Raw genomic sequence first — 14,953 nt, 5'->3', positions numbered from 1 at the left:
CGCAAGGTGATATGCGTGGAGTATCACAGGTAAGCGGAAAGGGTATTTGTCGGTAATTCACCCCATGATTATGATCGGTGAAAAGAACAGAATGACGGCAGGAGAGAGATCGGATGGACGATCGCGATGTGGAAGGCCTGACGCAAGCGGCGTCGTTTCAGATAGAGATTGCGGGCGCGCGCTTTCCCTGCCGCGCCGACCAGAGCCTGTTGGCGGCGATGATCGAGTCCGGGCGCAAGGCGCTGGCCGTGGGATGCCGCGGCGGCGGCTGCGGCGTCTGCCGCATCCGGATACAGGCGGGCCGCTGTTCCACCGGGCATATGAACCGCGCCGTGGTGAGTGCTGCGGACGAGCGGGACGGCATCGTCCTGGCGTGCCGCGCCTATCCGTCGAGCGACATCCGCGCCGTGCCGCTGCCGCGCGCGTCCCTTGGCGTCGCGCCGGTCGGCCGCGCCGCATGAGCGCGATCGCGGACATCGGCGCCCCCGCGGCGCAGGCGGTGGAGCGGATGCTGTCGGCCGCCCGCGCCCGCGCGGAGGCGATCGGCGTTCGCGTGCATGTCGCGGTGGTGGATGGGGCGGGCAATCTTGCGGGCTATCTGCGGATGCCGGGATCGTTCCTTAGTTCAGGCGAACTGGCGATCGACAAGGCCTATACCGCTGCCAGCTTCGCGATGACGACGCGCGATTTCGGCGCGCTGCTGGAGCAGGCGCCGCGCCCGGTGCGCGACGGGTTGCTGCGCCGCCCGCGCCTGACGGAGGTTCCGGGCGGCTGCCCCGCCGAATTGCAGGGCCGCCCGGTCGGGGCGGTCGGCGTGTCCGGCGGCAGCGAGGTTGAAGACGAGGACATCGCCGCAGCCGCCCTGGCGGCCATGCTGCGCGAGGATATTTCTGGGAGAGAATGAATGGCGATTCGTGGATTGCTCCGGGTCGGCGAGGTGTGCGTCAGGGTGTTCGACATCGACGAAGCCCGCCGCCACTATGGCGAGCGGATGGGCCTCATCGAAACCTATCAGGGCGACCCCGACAAGCTCTATTACAAGGTCGCGGACGAGCATGACTGGTATTCGCTGGTCCTGAAAAAGGCCGATGCGCCGGGCGTCGAATATTTCGCCTTCCGCACCTATGAGGATGCGGAGATCGACCATTTCGCCGCGGCGCTGACCGATTACGGGCTTGCCGTCGAACATGTGGAGGCGGGCGTCTATCCCAAGAGCGGCCGGCGCATCCGCTTCACCCTGCCGTCGGGCCATGTCATGCACATCTATGCCGACAAGGAGAAGATCGGCAACGGCATGCCGACCCGCAACCCCGGCACCATTCCCGACGAAGGCTATATTCGCGGCTTCCGCTGCGTGCGGCTGGACCATGTGCTGCTGGGCGGTCCCGACATCGTCAAGAACAGGGACATCTTCACCGGCATATTCGGCTTTACCGTCAGCGAGGAACTGGTCACGCAGGGGGACGAGACCCGGCTCGCCGTCTTCCTGTCCTGCTCCAACAAGCCGCATGACATCGCCTTCATCCTGCAACCGGAGGGCAGCCGGTTCCACCATGTCTCCTTCCTGCTGGATTCGGTGAACGACCTGTTCCACGCGGGCGACCTGATCGGCAAATATGAGATCCCGGTCGACGTGTCGGTGAACCGCCATGGGGTGACGCGCGGCGCGACCATCTATTTCTTCGATCCGTCGGGCAACCGCAATGAAGTCTTCACCGGCGGCTATGTCCATTATCCCGACACGCCGACGCTGACCTGGGACACCAGCCAGTTGGGCAAGGCCACATTCTCGCAGGACAATATGCCGCGCGACAGCTTTCTGAACGTTCTGACCTGACGGTCGTCGACACGACAGGCCGCGAAAAGGCGGCCGAGATATAAGGGACAAGGGGAGTTTAATCATGAAGTCTGGAATTTCGAACGGCGCGTCCGCGCTGGCGGTGGCGCTCGTCCTTTCGACATCGGTCGCGATGGCGCAGGACGCCGCCGCGCCGCAGGAAAATGTCGGCCTCCAGGACATCGTCGTCACCGCGCAGAAGCGGTCCGAAAGCGCGCAGCAGGTGCCGATCGCCATTTCCGCCGTCACGTCCGAAGCGCTCCAGTCCAAGGGGCTGACCGACATCGCCAGCATTTCCGGGCAGGCGCCCAACGTCACCCTGAAAAGCTCCGGCGCGTTCGGCGGGTCCAGCTCGACCCTCTTCACCTATATCCGCGGCATCGGCCAGAATGATTTCGGCTTCAACCTGGAACCGGGCGTGGGCGTCTATGTCGACAATGTCTACCTCGCCCGCAACATCGGCGCGAATGTCGACCTGCTGGACCTTCAGCGCGTCGAAGTGCTCAAAGGACCGCAGGGCACGCTGTTCGGGCGCAACACCATCGGCGGCGCGCTCAACATCGTCACGTCCGATCCGGGCGACGAATGGAGGGTGAAGGGCGAGGTCACGACCGGCCGATACGACCGCATCGACGTGCGCGGCGCGCTGGAAGCGCCGCTGGCGCCGGGCGTGCTGCACATGGGCCTGGCCTTTTCCACCAAGCATCGCGACGGCTGGCAGAAGCGCATCCCCTATGAAGGCGATACCGGCAACAACCCGATCTGGCTGCTGGCGACCGGCGGCGCGTCGGGCGGCCCGGCCAACGGCAATACGGACGGCGCGATCCTGTTCCCGACGACCGCGAAGGACAGGCCGGGCCGGTCGGGCAACATGAACCAGACCGCCGTGCGCCTGAAATTCCTGTTCACGCCCAATGACAGGCTGACCATGCGGCTGATCGGCGACTATCTGAACGTGGATGAGCAGGCGACGCCCTTCTCGCTGCTGGCGGTCAACCAGAATGCTTATGTCGCGCTCTACAACACCTGCATCTCTGGCAATCCGGCCTTCTACGCGCCGGTCGCCGCGCTGGCGGGCGTGCCGGCCGCTGGCGTGACCGACCTGTGCCAGGGCGCGCGCGGCAATGCCGGGTCGCCGGCCGGCATCCAGCCTTCGCTGGAAAGCCAGGCGGGGCAGAACCTGCCCTATGACAACCGCTATGTGATCCGCAACGCGGACGGCAGCATCAACCCAGACCTCAGCTACGCCAGCGGCGCCAATTACAACAAGATCGACAATTACGGCATCAACGGCCAGATCGATTACGACCTGACCGACGCGCTGACGATCAAGTCGATCACCGCCTATCGCCGGTTGAAGTCCAAATTCGGCGCCGACATCGGCGGCGCGCCCTTCTCCGCGCTGGCGCCCACCTTCGCGGATTGGGAAAACCAGCTTTCGCAGGAAGTGCAACTGGTCGGCAACATCTGGGACAATCGCTGGAAATTCGTGCTGGGCGGCTATTATTTCCACGAATATGGCCGTCATGCGGACCGGGTGCCCTTCATCGGCGGCATGATCCAGATCGTGTCGAACGACCGTTACGACACAAAATCCTACGCCGCCTTCATGCACAACAATATCGATGTCATTCCCGACAGGCTGGGGCTGACGCTCGGCATCCGCTATACCCGCGACGACAAGCGCTTCACGGGCACGCAGCGGGACGAAAACGCCTTCGGCCTGCGCCTGACGCAGGCGCCGCCCGCGCTCGTCCTGCCCGATCCAAACGACATCTACCGCGTCTATCCGCTGGGCGAAAACAGCATGTCGTTCGAAAACGTCTCCTACCGGATCGGCGCGGAATATCATATCAACCGGCGGGTGATGGCCTATGCTTCCTACGCCACGGGGTACAAGGGCGGCGGCTGGACCACGCGCCTGACGCTGCCCAATTTCACCGTCGTCAACGGCGTGCCGGTCAAGCTGCCCGCGCCGACATTTGGCCCCGAAAAGGCCTATACGACCGAAATCGGCATCAAGTCCGAACTGTTCGACCGCCGCGTCCGGCTGAACGTCGCGGCGTTCAACACGGAATATAACAGCATCCAGCTCACCTTCCAGAACGGATCGTCCCCGGTCACCGCCAATGGCGGGGACGGGCGCATCCGGGGCGTGGAGGCCGAACTGAACCTGGCCCCGGCGCGCAACTGGACGCTGGACGCCAGCCTTGGCTATCTGGACGCGGAATATCAGAGCATCCTGCCCGGCGTGCCGCTGACGGGGAAGGAGAAGTTCGTGAACACGCCCAAATGGCAGGCGCAGGCGGGCACCGCCTACACCTTCGAGACGGGCGGCATCGGCAGCTTCACGCCGCGGGTCGACTGGACCTATGCCAGCAAGACCTACAATGACGAGGCGAATACGCCCTTGCTGGCCACGCCGGCAGGCAGCTTCTTCAACGGTTCCGTCACCTGGCGCGCGCCCGGCGAACGCTACGAGCTTCAGGCCGGGGTCACCAACATCGCCGACCGGCGCGCCGTCGTGTCGGGCTACACCAATGCGGAGGCGATCTATTCCGGCGTGTTCAGCCGCCCGCGCGAATGGTTCCTGACCCTGCGCGTGCGCAACTGAGGACAAGGGGGTTCCCGCAGCGGTTCGGGCTGCGGGATACGGGGCGCAAGGGACGGTTCCCGCGCGCCGGCCTGCCATGACCGTCCGGATCGGCTGCCCAGGCAGGCCGGTCCGGGCGGTCCTTTTTTCCTGGGGGGAGGAAGGCGGGCGCGGTTTCGACAAAATTGTCGACGACGGACCGCAATTGACGAAATTGTCGATGCGGCTTGCGCGAAAACCCTGGATTTTCGGGGAAAGTCGAACTGGCATGGCCCTTGCTAAACCAAAAGGACAAGGCAACAGCCGGGAGAGGAAGATGGCGGAACAGCCGCAATCCGACATATTGGACGCGAAGTTCGTGCGCGTCCGCAACCGCCGCGAAAACGGGCTGGTCGAATTCGACTTCGCCATCGGCGCGCCGGAAATCTTCGTGGAACTGCTGATGCCGACCGCGGCGTTCGAGGAATTCTGCGCCGTCAACCGCGTGATCGACGTAACCGGCCAGCCGCTGGAGCAGGACGATTTCGACGTCCGGCTGGCGCGGGTGATCGCCGGCGAAGCCCGATAGGCAAGAGAGGAGAGACCGACCCCATGCAGATGGACCTGCGCACCGTCACCATCGCGCCGCAGCGGCAGACCTATGGCCATGTCGCGCGCCATATCGGCGGCGACAAGCCGGCGTCCCGCTATCAGGAGGGCACGATCGGCCTCCAGACCACGGGCAACCAGCATTATCGTCCGCTCTGGGATCCGGCCCACGACTATTTCGACGAGAGCCGCACGAAGCTGAAGATGGCGGACTGGTACGCCTTCCGCGATCCGCGCCAATATTATTACGGCAGCTACGTCCTGGCCCGCGCCAGGCAGCAGGAAGCGGCAGAGGCCGCCTTCGACTTCGTCGAGACGCGGGGGCTGGCCGACGCTTTGCCCGACGACATCCGCGCCCTGGCGCTCGACCTGATCCTGCCGCTGCGCCATGTCGCCTGGGGCGCTTCGATGAACAATGACTTCATCGCCGCCTATGGCTATGGCACGGGCATCACCCAGCCGGCGCTCTATTATGCGATGGACCAGCTGGGCATCGCGCAGTTCGACACGCGCCTTGGCCTGCTGCTCGCCGAACCCGAAGCGCTGGACGCGGCGAAGGAGGCGTGGCTGCGCGACGTGCGCTGGCAGTCGCTGCGTCGCCTGGTCGAGGATATGTTCGTCGAGCAGGACTGGTTCGAACTGTTCGTGGCGCAGGATTTCGTGCTCGACGGCCTGCTCTATCCCCTGGTCTTCCAGACGATCGTCGACGGCGACCTGGCGCAGCGCGGCGGCGCGGCGGTGGCGATGATGACCCAGTTCCAGAACGAATGGGCGGCAGAGACGCGCAAATGGGTCGACGCGCAGATCAAGGCCGCCTGCGCCGACGATGCGGGCAATGCCGCGCTGATCGGCTGGTGGATCGCCAAATGGACGCCGCGGGCCGCCGCCGCGCTCTGCCCGCTGGCCGAAATGGGGCTGGGCGACCGATCCGCCGCCGTCATGGACGAACTGTGCGCCGCGCTCGACGCCCGCGCCGCCAAGGCGGGGGTCCGCGCATGAGCAGCACCGTCTTCCTCGCGCTTCAGGCCAATGACGACACCCGCCATGTCATCGACGCGATCATGGCGGACAATCCCGCCGCCAGCCTGGACCCGCAGCCGGCGATGGTGCGCATCACCGCGCCGGGCACGCTGGTCGTGCGCCGCGAAACGATCGAGGAGCTGATCGGCCGCGATTTCGACCTTCAGGAACTGCACGTCAACATGATCTCCCTGTCGGGCCGCGTGGACGAGACCGACGACATATTCACTCTGAGCTGGGACCGCTGAGCCATGGACATGCCCGTCACGAAGAAGAAGAAACTCGGCCTCAAGGAACGCTATGCGCTGATGACGCGGGGCCTTGGCTGGGAGCCGAGCTATCAGCCGATCGACGACATCTTCCCGATGGACCGGTTCGAGGGGATCAGGATCCACGACTGGGACGCGTGGGAAGACCCGTTCCGCCTGACCATGGACGCCTATTGGAAATATCAGGCGGAAAAGGAGCGGAAGCTCTACGCCATCGTCGACGCCTTCGCACAGAGCAACGGCCATCTCACCCTGTCCGATGCGCGCTACATCAATACGGTCAAGCTGTTCGTCAACGGCTTCGCCCCGCTGGAATATATGTCGCACCGGGGGTTCGCCCATATCGGGCGGCAATTCCGCGGCGTCGGCCCCAGGGTTGCCTGCATGATGCAGTCGCTGGACGAGATGCGTCATTCGCAGACGCAGATCCACGCCATCAGCAACTATAACCGCTATTATAGCGGCATGGCGGAGTTCCGCCATCATCACGACTATCTGCCCTATCTTCAGGTGCCCAAGAGCTTCTTCGAGGATGCGGCGACCGGCGGCCCGTTCGAATTCATCGTCGCCATCGGCTTCGCCTTCGAATATGTGCTGACCAACCTCGTCTTCGTACCCTTCATTTCGGGCGCGGCCTATAATGGCGACATGGGCGCGATGACCTTCGGCTTTTCCGCCCAGTCGGACGAGGCGCGGCACATGACCCTGGGGCTGGAGGTCATCAAGTTCGTGCTGGAGCAGGACCCGGCCAATGTCCCGATCGTCCAGAAATGGCTGAACAAATGGACCTGGCGCGGCGTGCGGCTGCTGACGCTGGTCGCGATGATGCAGGATTACATGCTGCCCAAGCGGGTGATGAGCTGGGCCGAGGCGTGGGAAATCTATTTCGAGGAGAATTGCGGCGCGCTGTTCCGCGATCTCGCCCGCTACGGCATCGTCATGCCGCCCTGCGTCGAGCAGATCAGGCTGGAGCGCGACCACCTGTCCCATATCGCATGGTGCCATTTCTACCAGGCGCGCGGCACCAGCGACTTCCATGTCTGGCTGCCGTCGAAGGAGGACATGGACTGGCTGTCCGCCAAATATCCGGACACGTTCGACCGCTATTACCGTCCGCGCTATGAATATTGGGCGAAGTGCGAAGCGGAAGGAAAGCCGTTCGAGGCGACGGCCGTGCCGATGCAATGCCAGGTCTGCCAGATTCCGATGATGTTCACCGAGCCGGGCGACCCGCTGACGCTGTGCCAGCGCCATGCCGAATACAAGGGCGAGCAATATCATTTCTGCTCCGACCATTGCCGCGACATTTTCGAGGATGAGCCTGAAAAATTCATCCAGTCCAAGATCGCCGGGCATGAGGTTTTCAAGGGCAATGCCTTCCGCCCCGGCACGGACCCGACGGCCGAGGGCTTCAATCCCGCCGCCGAGGCGCTCGCCTTCTTCCGCATCGAGCATGGGCGGGACAACGGCCTGCACAACGGGTCCAGGGACGAAGCGAATTTCGCCATGTGGCGCGGCCTTGCAAAGGCCAACGACTGACAGCCGGCCACACCGCCTTCACGGAAGGGATAATATTCCAGGAGAGACATCATGGCCGTCAAAGCCATCGACACCTATGAATTCGAACCGGCCGACAAGGCCGAAAATTTCCACGGCGCCTGCGTCATCTATGCCGGCTGGGACGGGCATCTGCTCTTTTCCAGCCCCTATGCCTGGCCGTTGCCGCCGGACCTGCCCTTCGCGCACTTCATCGCCGGACCCATGGCGGAGATTTTCGGCCAGCATCCCGACTGGGCGGGGATCGACTGGAACAGCGCCGTCTGGACCCGCAACGGCGAAGCCTTCGTCCCCGACATGCAGGCCGGCATCGCCGCCAACGGCCTCAGGCACAAGGATGCGTTGCGATTCCGCACGCCGGGCCTGGATGGCCTGAACGGAGCCGGCATCTGATGAGCTATACCCTGACCATCGAGACCACCGGCGACGAGGTGGAAGTGGCGGAGGGGCAAACCATCCTCGACGCCTGCCTGCGCGCAGGCATCTGGTTGCCGCATGCCTGTTGTCATGGCCTGTGCGCGACCTGCAAGATCCAGGTGACGGACGGCGAAATCGACCATGGGGAGGCTTCCAGCTTCGCGCTGATGGATTTCGAGCGCGACGAGGGCAAGGCGCTGGCCTGCTGCGCGCGCCTTGAAAGCGACGCCAGCATAGAGGCGGATATAGAGGAAGACCCCGACGCGCTGGGAATCCCGGTCGAGGATTTCGAGGGCGTCGTCACCCGCATCGATCCGCTGACCCCGACGATCAGGGGCGTCCATGTCGCGCTGAACCGGCCGATCCGCTTCCAGGCGGGGCAATATGTGAACCTGACGGTGGGGGAGGAGGGGGTTCTGACCCGCGCCTTCTCCCTTGCCAGCGATCCCCATGCGCCCGACGCCGTCGAACTCAATATCCGCATCGTGCCGGGCGGCGTCGGCACGACATGGATACATGAGCATCTGAAGGAGGGCGACCGGGTGAAGCTGTCCGGCCCCTATGGCCGCTTCTTCGTGCGCCATTCGGCGAAGGCGCCCCTGCTTTTCCTGGCCGGCGGTTCGGGCCTGTCCTCGCCCCGGTCGATGATCCTCGACCTGATCGCCCGCAACGAGACGCTGCCGATCACGCTGGTCTATGGCGCGCGCAGCCGGGAGGAGCTTTATTATCATGAGGAGTTCGAGGCGCTGGCGGCGGCCCATGCCAATTTCCGCTATATCCCCGCGCTTTCGGATGAGCCGGCGGACAGCGGCTGGACGGGTTTTCGCGGCTATGTCCACGAAGCCGCACGGGCGGCGTTCGACAATGATTTCCGCGGGCACAAGGCCTATCTTTGCGGTCCGCCGGTGATGATCGAGGCCTGCCTTGCCGCGCTGATGCAGGGGCGGCTGTTCGAAAAGGACATCTACACCGAAAAATTCTTCTCCGCCGCCGACGCGCAGCAGGTTCGAAGTCCGCTTTTCAGGCGCATCTGACCGGATATTGCGCTAGGATCGGGCAGCAAGCGGCGAAACGGCCGGACCGGCGAGGGGAGAAGGGCGAAGATGGCGAGCAAGGCGCTCGACGACCGATCGGGCCGGATCGACCTGTGGTCGAAATTGCGGTTCGACCCCGGCACCGGGACCGTCTGGCTGGACGAACAGCGGATGTTGCTGCTGCACGCCGGGTCGCTGGGCGCGCTGCGGGCGGAAATGGTGCGCACGCTGGGCGAAGGCCGGGCCGGCGCGCTGCTGATGCGCATGGGCTATCAATCCGGCGTGCAGGACGCCGAGATCGCCCGCAAGATGGTGGGCGACCGCGATTATGAGGAGGTCTTCCTGCTGGGCCCCCGGCTTCACAAGCTGGAGGGGCTGGTGCAGGTGGAGACCATCCAGTGCGAGCTGGACCTGGACGCCGGGCGTTTCCACGGCGAGTTCCGCTGGACCGAAAGCTGGGAGGCGGAAAGCCAGATCGCCCATTTCGGCATCGGCGAACATGCCACCTGCTGGAACCAGTTGGGCTATGCCTCCGGCTATGTCAGCGCCTTCATGGGCCGGCCGGTCATCTTCCGCGAGACGATGTGCAAGGCGAAGGGCGACCCGCATTGCACCATCGTGGGCGAGATCGCGTCCGACCTGCCGGCGGACGACCCCTATCTGAAGGCCATGCGCCCGGAGGACATAGCCGGGCAGTTGCGCGCCATGGCGGAGGAGATCGGGGAGCTGCGCGCATCCCTGCGGCGGGAAAAGCAGACCGGATCGTTGATCGGCCAGTCGCCCGCTTTCTTGAAGTCGGTGAACCTGCTGCGCCGCGCCGCCGACAGCAACATCACCGTCCTGCTGACCGGCGAGACGGGCGTCGGCAAGGAAGTGTTCGCCCATTGGCTGCACGACAACGGGCCGCGCCGCGACAGGCCCTTCGTTGCGATCAATTGCGGCGCCATCCCCCATGACCTGATCGAAAGCGAGCTGTTCGGCGTCGAGCCGGGCGCCTATACCGGCGCGCAGCGGCAGCGGCTGGGCCGGTTCGAGCGGGCGGACGGCGGCACGCTGTTCCTGGACGAGGTGGGCGACCTGCCTTTGCCCGCGCAGGTCAAGCTGCTGCGCGTGCTCCAGACCGGGGAGGTGGAGCGGCTGGGCGGCGACAGGCCGGTGCATGTCGACGTCCGCATCGTCGCGGCGACCAATGTCGACCTGACATCGGCGGTGGCGGCCAGGACGTTCCGCGCCGACCTCTTCTACCGGCTCAACCCCTTTCCCGTCGCCATCCCGCCGCTGCGCGAGCGGGCGGCCGACATTCCTCTGTTCGTCGAGGCGCTGGTGGAGCGGCTCGCCCGGCGGCACGGCAAGCCGGTGCGCGGCGTGTCGGACCAGGCGATGCGCGCGCTGATCGCCTATCATTGGCCGGGCAATGTGCGCGAGCTGGAAAATGTGCTGGAGCGCGGCGTGCTGCTGGCCGAACCGGGCGGGCGGATCGACGTCGACACCCTGTCGATCATGCTGGAGCCGGACAGCCGCGAACAGGCGCATGTGCGGCCGGACGGCAGGCTGGCGGTCACCGGCGCGCCGCTGATACCCGACATCGAACGGGCGCCGCTGCTGCTGGCGGATTATGAGGCCGCGCTGGTGGGGGAGGCGCTGCGCCGCGCCGGGGGCAATGTCGCGGATGCGGCGCGCATGCTCGGCATGTCCCGGCGGCAGCTGGACTATCGATTGAAGCAGGGCGGCGGCTGAACGCCGCGAACGCGCTTCATTCCCTGGGGCGGTCGGCGAACTTGCCCAGCATGTCCTCGCTATAGCTATGCTCCGGATAGGGCAGCATCTGCGCCAGCCAGCCGGCATGGGCGGCCTTGAGTTCGGCGACCTTGCCGGGCATCGCCGCCTTGCGGTCGGCGCGTTCGCGCTCGTCCTGCGACAGGTCGAACAGATAGTCCCGCCCGTAGGACCGCAGATATTTCCACTGGCCGCTGCGCACCGCGATCTGGTCGCCGGCGCGGTGGCGCCAGAACAGCGTGCGGTCGGTCCTGCTGTCGACGTCGCGCAGGAAGGGCATGAGGTCGATGCCGTCCAGCCCCTCCACCCGGCCGGGGTCGCCGCCCGCCGCCGACAGCAGCGTGGGCAGGGCGTCCATCGACATGGTCACCTGCGCGCTGTCCCGCCCCTTGGGCAGATGGGCGGGCCAACTGACGATCAGGGGCACGCGGATGCCGCCCTCCAGCAATTCGCCCTTCATCCCGGTCAGCGGCCAACTGTCGGAAAAGCGCTCTCCGCCATTGTCGCTGGTGAAGATGACGATCGTGTCCTCCTGCAGCCCCAACGCCGCCAGTTCGGCCAGCACGCGGCCGACATTGGCGTCCATGCCCTCCATCATCGCGGCATAGGCGCGGACATTGCCGCCGTCCATCTGGCGGGGATCGGCGGCGGCGCTGCCCTGGGCGGCGTCGCCCGGACCCTGCCAGGGCCAATGGGGGGCGGTGAAGTGCAGGCTGATGAAGAAGGGGCGGTCCTGCCGCGCCGCCAGCCGCATCCGATCGATCGCCTTCGCGCCGAGCAGGTCCGTCAGGTAGCCGGGGCGCTGGATTTCCGTCCGGTTCTCGAACAGCTTGCCCATCTCATGCCCGTTGATGGTGGTCGCATGGGCGAAATAGTCGGTGCCGCCCGACGCTATGCCGAAGAAATAGTCATAGCCGTGATCGAGCGGGCTGGAGGCCGGCAGTTCCCCGACATGCCATTTCCCGACCAGCGAGGTCGCGTAGCCAAGATCGCGCAGCAGGCCGGGCAGGGTCCGGGTGCCGCGGGGCAGGGACAGTTCGTCGCCGTTGAAGGCGATCGGCTCCTCCAGCCCGATGCGGAACCGCCCCTGGTAACGGCCGGTCAGCAGGGCGATGCGGGTGGGCGAGCAGACGCAGCTATTGGCATAGGCGTTGCCGAACTTCACGCCGCGCGCGGCGATGGCGTCGATCGCCGGGGTCCGGATGTCGCGGCTGCCATAGCAGCCCAGGTCGGCATGGCCCATGTCGTCTGCCATGATGTAGAGGATGTTGGGCCGGCGCGCGCCGGATCGCCCGCCGCGGGCGACGGCGGGGGCCGCCACCGCTGAACCGAGGGCGGCGAGCGCCGTCCGGCGCGTCATCGCGCCGGTCATGCATGTCTTCATGTCGTCAAACCTCCTGTCCGGTCACCAGCGGGTCGAGAGCGTCACGCCATAGAGGACCGTTCCTTCGTTGGGCACGCAGGTGTTGGTGTTGCTGAGGCCGTCGAACGGCTCCTTGCGCAGGCAGGTCTTTTCCGAGGTCAGATTGTCCGCGTAGAAGGAAATCTGGTGCCGCCGGTCCCGCCCGAAATCGAAGCCGATGGAGGCGTCGACGAAGAAGCTGGGATCGATATAGCCGCTGCGCGCCTTGGTCAGTTCATTATATTGCGTGCCGACATAGCGGCCGCTGATCCGGCCGGTCAGGCGATTGTCGCCCAGTTCCACGGTCTGGCTGGCGGCGCCGTTGAACGACCAGCGCGGCGATTGCTGGAGCGGCGCGCCCTTGAGCGCGGTCTGCGGGGTGAGCGCGCCGACGTCGATCACCTCGGTGTCGAGGAAGGCGCCGGCCAGGTCCAGTTCGAAGCCGCCGCCGGGCGCGATCTTCGCCTCCGCCTCGACGCCGGTCAGCCGCGCCTTGGGCAGGTTGATGAAGGCCGGGCCCAGCACCGGCACCTGGCCGAAGGTCTGAAGATCCTTCCAGTCGTAGCGGAACGCCGCGACGTTGATCTGCACCCGCCGGTCGAACAGGCGCGACTTGAGGCCGAGTTCATAGGCGTCGAGCGTTTCCGGGCGGACCGGGGTGTTGCCGGTGCCGTTGAACACGCCCTGGGCGCGGATGTCGAAGGAACCCGATTTGAAGCCGCGCGAATAGCTGAGATAGGCCATGACGTCGGTCGCCAGTTCGTAATGGGCGGAGATCTTGCCCGCCAGCTTGCTGACGTCCTGCTTCAAGGGGGTGAGCGGGCCGCGGCAGCCGACCACGCCCGCCGCGCAGGGCAGCGTGAAATTGGCGGCGAGGCCGGTCAGGAAGCCGCGCGAGAAGAAGAAGTCGGCGGGCAGGCGGGCCGCGCCGGGCAGGCCGGTCACGCTGTCGAGGGCGGTGATGACGTCGCGCAGGCCCTGCCGCCGGTCATTGGTCCAGCGCAGGCCGGCGCTGACGTCCAGCCGGTCGGTCAGCGCATAGTCGATCTGGCCGTAGAAGGAGGCGATCTCCGCCTTCTGGTCGATGGCGACCATCGGCACCACCGCCAGCGTCGGCGGCCCGGCGAAATTGTTGCGCACGATGGTGGCCAGGCTGTCCTTTTCATAGGACCAATAGGCCCCGGCGATCCATTTCAGCGGCCCCGCCGTGTCCGACGCCAGCCGCACCTCCTGCGAATAGACGTCGTAGACCGCGTCCTGGAACACCTGGAATTGGGCATAGGGCAGGCCGCCGCCTTCCTCCGCATAGAGAATCTTGGTGCGGTCGAAGGCGGAGATGGCGGTCAAGGAGAAGCCGCCGAAATCATGGCGCAGGCGCAGCGATCCGCCCTCGAAATCGACATCGGCCAGGTTGCTGCCCGCGTCATAGGCGTCGCGCCAGCGCGACAGCGAGGGATTGAAGGTCAGGCCGCCCTTGCCGGTCGACACGCAATTGTTGACGCGTTCGAACTGCTCCACGCCCAGATCGTTGGCGGGGCAGGGGGTGACGCCGTCGGGCAGGAAGCGGCCGACCGCCTTGCGCGGCAGGCGCGATCCGCGATTATAGCCGACATGGCCCGACAGCAGCAGTTCGGTGTCCTTATCGGGTTGCCAGCCGATGCCGAAGCGGCCGGAATAGCGCTTGGTCGATCCGATCTTCGCCCCGGTCGAAACGTCGCGGAACACGCCGTCGCGGGTCTGCACCTGCCCCGCGACGCGGATGGCGAGCGTGTCGGTCAGCGGCAGGCCGATCGCCCCCTCCACATCGACGCGGTCGAAGCGCCCGGCATTGATGCGGGCATAGCCGTTGAAGCCCTCCCCAGCGTCCGGCCGGCGCGACACATAGTTGATCGCGCCGCCGGTGGTGTTGCGGCCGAACAGGGTGTTCTGCGGCCCGCGCAATATCTCCACCCGTTCCAGGTCGAACAGGCCGAAGGTGCTGGAGAAGGGCGTCACCAGCGACACCTCGTCCAGATACTGGCCCACCGCCTGCTGCGCGGTAAGGTGGAAATTCTGGGTGCCAACGCCGCGGATGGAAATGCCGGCATTGACGGCCGAGCTCTGCTTGAAGCTGAGGTTAGGGAATTGCCGGACCAGGTCGGTCGGATCGGCGATGCGCCGTTCGGCCAGCGCCTCCCCGCCCAGGGCGTTGATCGCGATCGGTATGTCCTGGACGTTTTCGGCGCGCTTCTGCGCGGTGACGACGATGTCCTGGATGCCGCCCGATCCGGCATCGTCCTGCGCGGCGGCCATCGCCGGCAGGCAGAGGCCGGCGAGCAGAGCCAGCTTCGGCACGCGGTGCGCCAGACGTCGTTTCCCGTTCATATTCTCCCCTCCATGGTCTGGCCGATCGTCCGTCGGCCCGGCTTGTCCCATGCACTGTCGCCACAAGGGGGCGGGAGGACAATGGGGCTCGGCCTT

At 65.8% G+C, this 14,953-nt stretch carries 13 protein-coding genes; 11 read left to right on the top strand and 2 right to left on the bottom strand.

Annotation, left to right across the window (positions count from 1 at the left end; genetic code table 11):
- Positions 1-113 precede the first annotated feature (113 nt).
- The 11 genes from SIDU_RS08440 to SIDU_RS08390 all read left to right on the top strand — a co-directional run bounded on the left by SIDU_RS08440 (position 114) and on the right by SIDU_RS08390 (position 11,052).
- Complete coding sequence (locus SIDU_RS08440; RefSeq protein ID WP_007684784.1) at positions 114-461, top strand: 2Fe-2S iron-sulfur cluster-binding protein; 348 nt, start codon at positions 114-116, stop codon at positions 459-461.
- A complete protein-coding gene (locus tag SIDU_RS08435; RefSeq protein ID WP_007684785.1) occupies positions 458-904 on the top strand; it encodes a GlcG/HbpS family heme-binding protein in 447 nt (148 codons plus the stop codon). Before SIDU_RS08440 ends, SIDU_RS08435 begins: the two co-directional genes overlap by 4 nt.
- Positions 905-1,837 carry a catechol 2,3-dioxygenase gene (locus tag SIDU_RS08430; RefSeq protein ID WP_007684789.1) on the top strand — a complete coding sequence of 311 codons (933 nt, stop codon included), beginning with the start codon at positions 905-907 and terminating at the stop codon, positions 1,835-1,837.
- 64 nt (positions 1,838-1,901) lie between these two features.
- Entirely contained in the window at positions 1,902-4,451 is a 2,550-nt protein-coding gene (locus SIDU_RS08425; RefSeq protein WP_007684791.1) for a TonB-dependent receptor, read from the top strand.
- A 295-nt stretch (positions 4,452-4,746) separates the two neighbouring features.
- Complete coding sequence (locus SIDU_RS08420) at positions 4,747-4,998, top strand: phenol hydroxylase subunit (RefSeq protein WP_007684793.1); 252 nt, start codon at positions 4,747-4,749, stop codon at positions 4,996-4,998.
- A gap of 23 nt (positions 4,999-5,021) precedes the next feature.
- The gene (locus SIDU_RS08415) at positions 5,022-6,017 is read left to right on the top strand and encodes a ferritin family protein (protein WP_007684794.1); all 996 of its coding nucleotides are present in this window, start codon (positions 5,022-5,024) and stop codon (positions 6,015-6,017) included.
- Positions 6,014-6,286 (top strand): MmoB/DmpM family protein, encoded by a 273-nt coding sequence (locus SIDU_RS08410; protein ID WP_007684796.1) that lies wholly within the window; start codon positions 6,014-6,016, stop codon positions 6,284-6,286. The genes SIDU_RS08415 and SIDU_RS08410 overlap by 4 nt, the downstream gene beginning before the upstream one ends.
- A gap of 3 nt (positions 6,287-6,289) precedes the next feature.
- Positions 6,290-7,846, top strand: a complete 1,557-nt coding sequence (locus tag SIDU_RS08405; protein ID WP_007684800.1) for a YHS domain-containing protein — start codon at positions 6,290-6,292, stop codon at positions 7,844-7,846.
- A 51-nt stretch (positions 7,847-7,897) separates the two neighbouring features.
- Positions 7,898-8,257, top strand: a complete 360-nt coding sequence (locus SIDU_RS08400) for a phenol hydroxylase subunit P4 (protein ID WP_007684802.1) — start codon at positions 7,898-7,900, stop codon at positions 8,255-8,257.
- On the top strand, positions 8,257-9,315 hold the full coding sequence (locus SIDU_RS08395; RefSeq protein ID WP_007684803.1) for an NADH:ubiquinone reductase (Na(+)-transporting) subunit F: 1,059 nt from the start codon (positions 8,257-8,259) through the stop codon (positions 9,313-9,315). Before SIDU_RS08400 ends, SIDU_RS08395 begins: the two co-directional genes overlap by 1 nt.
- 69 nt (positions 9,316-9,384) lie before the next feature.
- Positions 9,385-11,052, top strand: coding sequence for a sigma-54-dependent Fis family transcriptional regulator (locus SIDU_RS08390; RefSeq protein WP_007684806.1), 1,668 nt, complete (start codon positions 9,385-9,387; stop codon positions 11,050-11,052).
- Between the two features lie 16 nt (positions 11,053-11,068).
- Here the strand turns inward: SIDU_RS08390 and SIDU_RS08385 are convergent, their stop codons facing one another.
- Both SIDU_RS08385 and SIDU_RS08380 read right to left on the bottom strand, forming a co-directional pair.
- Entirely contained in the window at positions 11,069-12,475 is a 1,407-nt protein-coding gene (locus SIDU_RS08385) for a sulfatase family protein (RefSeq protein WP_007684807.1), read from the bottom strand.
- Positions 12,476-12,496: 21 nt separating this feature from the next.
- Positions 12,497-14,857, bottom strand: a complete 2,361-nt coding sequence (locus SIDU_RS08380; protein ID WP_007684809.1) for a TonB-dependent receptor — start codon at positions 14,855-14,857, stop codon at positions 12,497-12,499.
- Positions 14,858-14,953: the final 96 nt, after the last annotated feature.

It is taken from the genome of Sphingobium indicum B90A (assembly GCF_000264945.2).
Lineage (GTDB): Bacteria > Pseudomonadota > Alphaproteobacteria > Sphingomonadales > Sphingomonadaceae > Sphingobium > Sphingobium indicum.
Note: the sequence above shows the minus strand (reverse complement) of the source record. Positions and strands in the feature narration are given on the sequence as shown.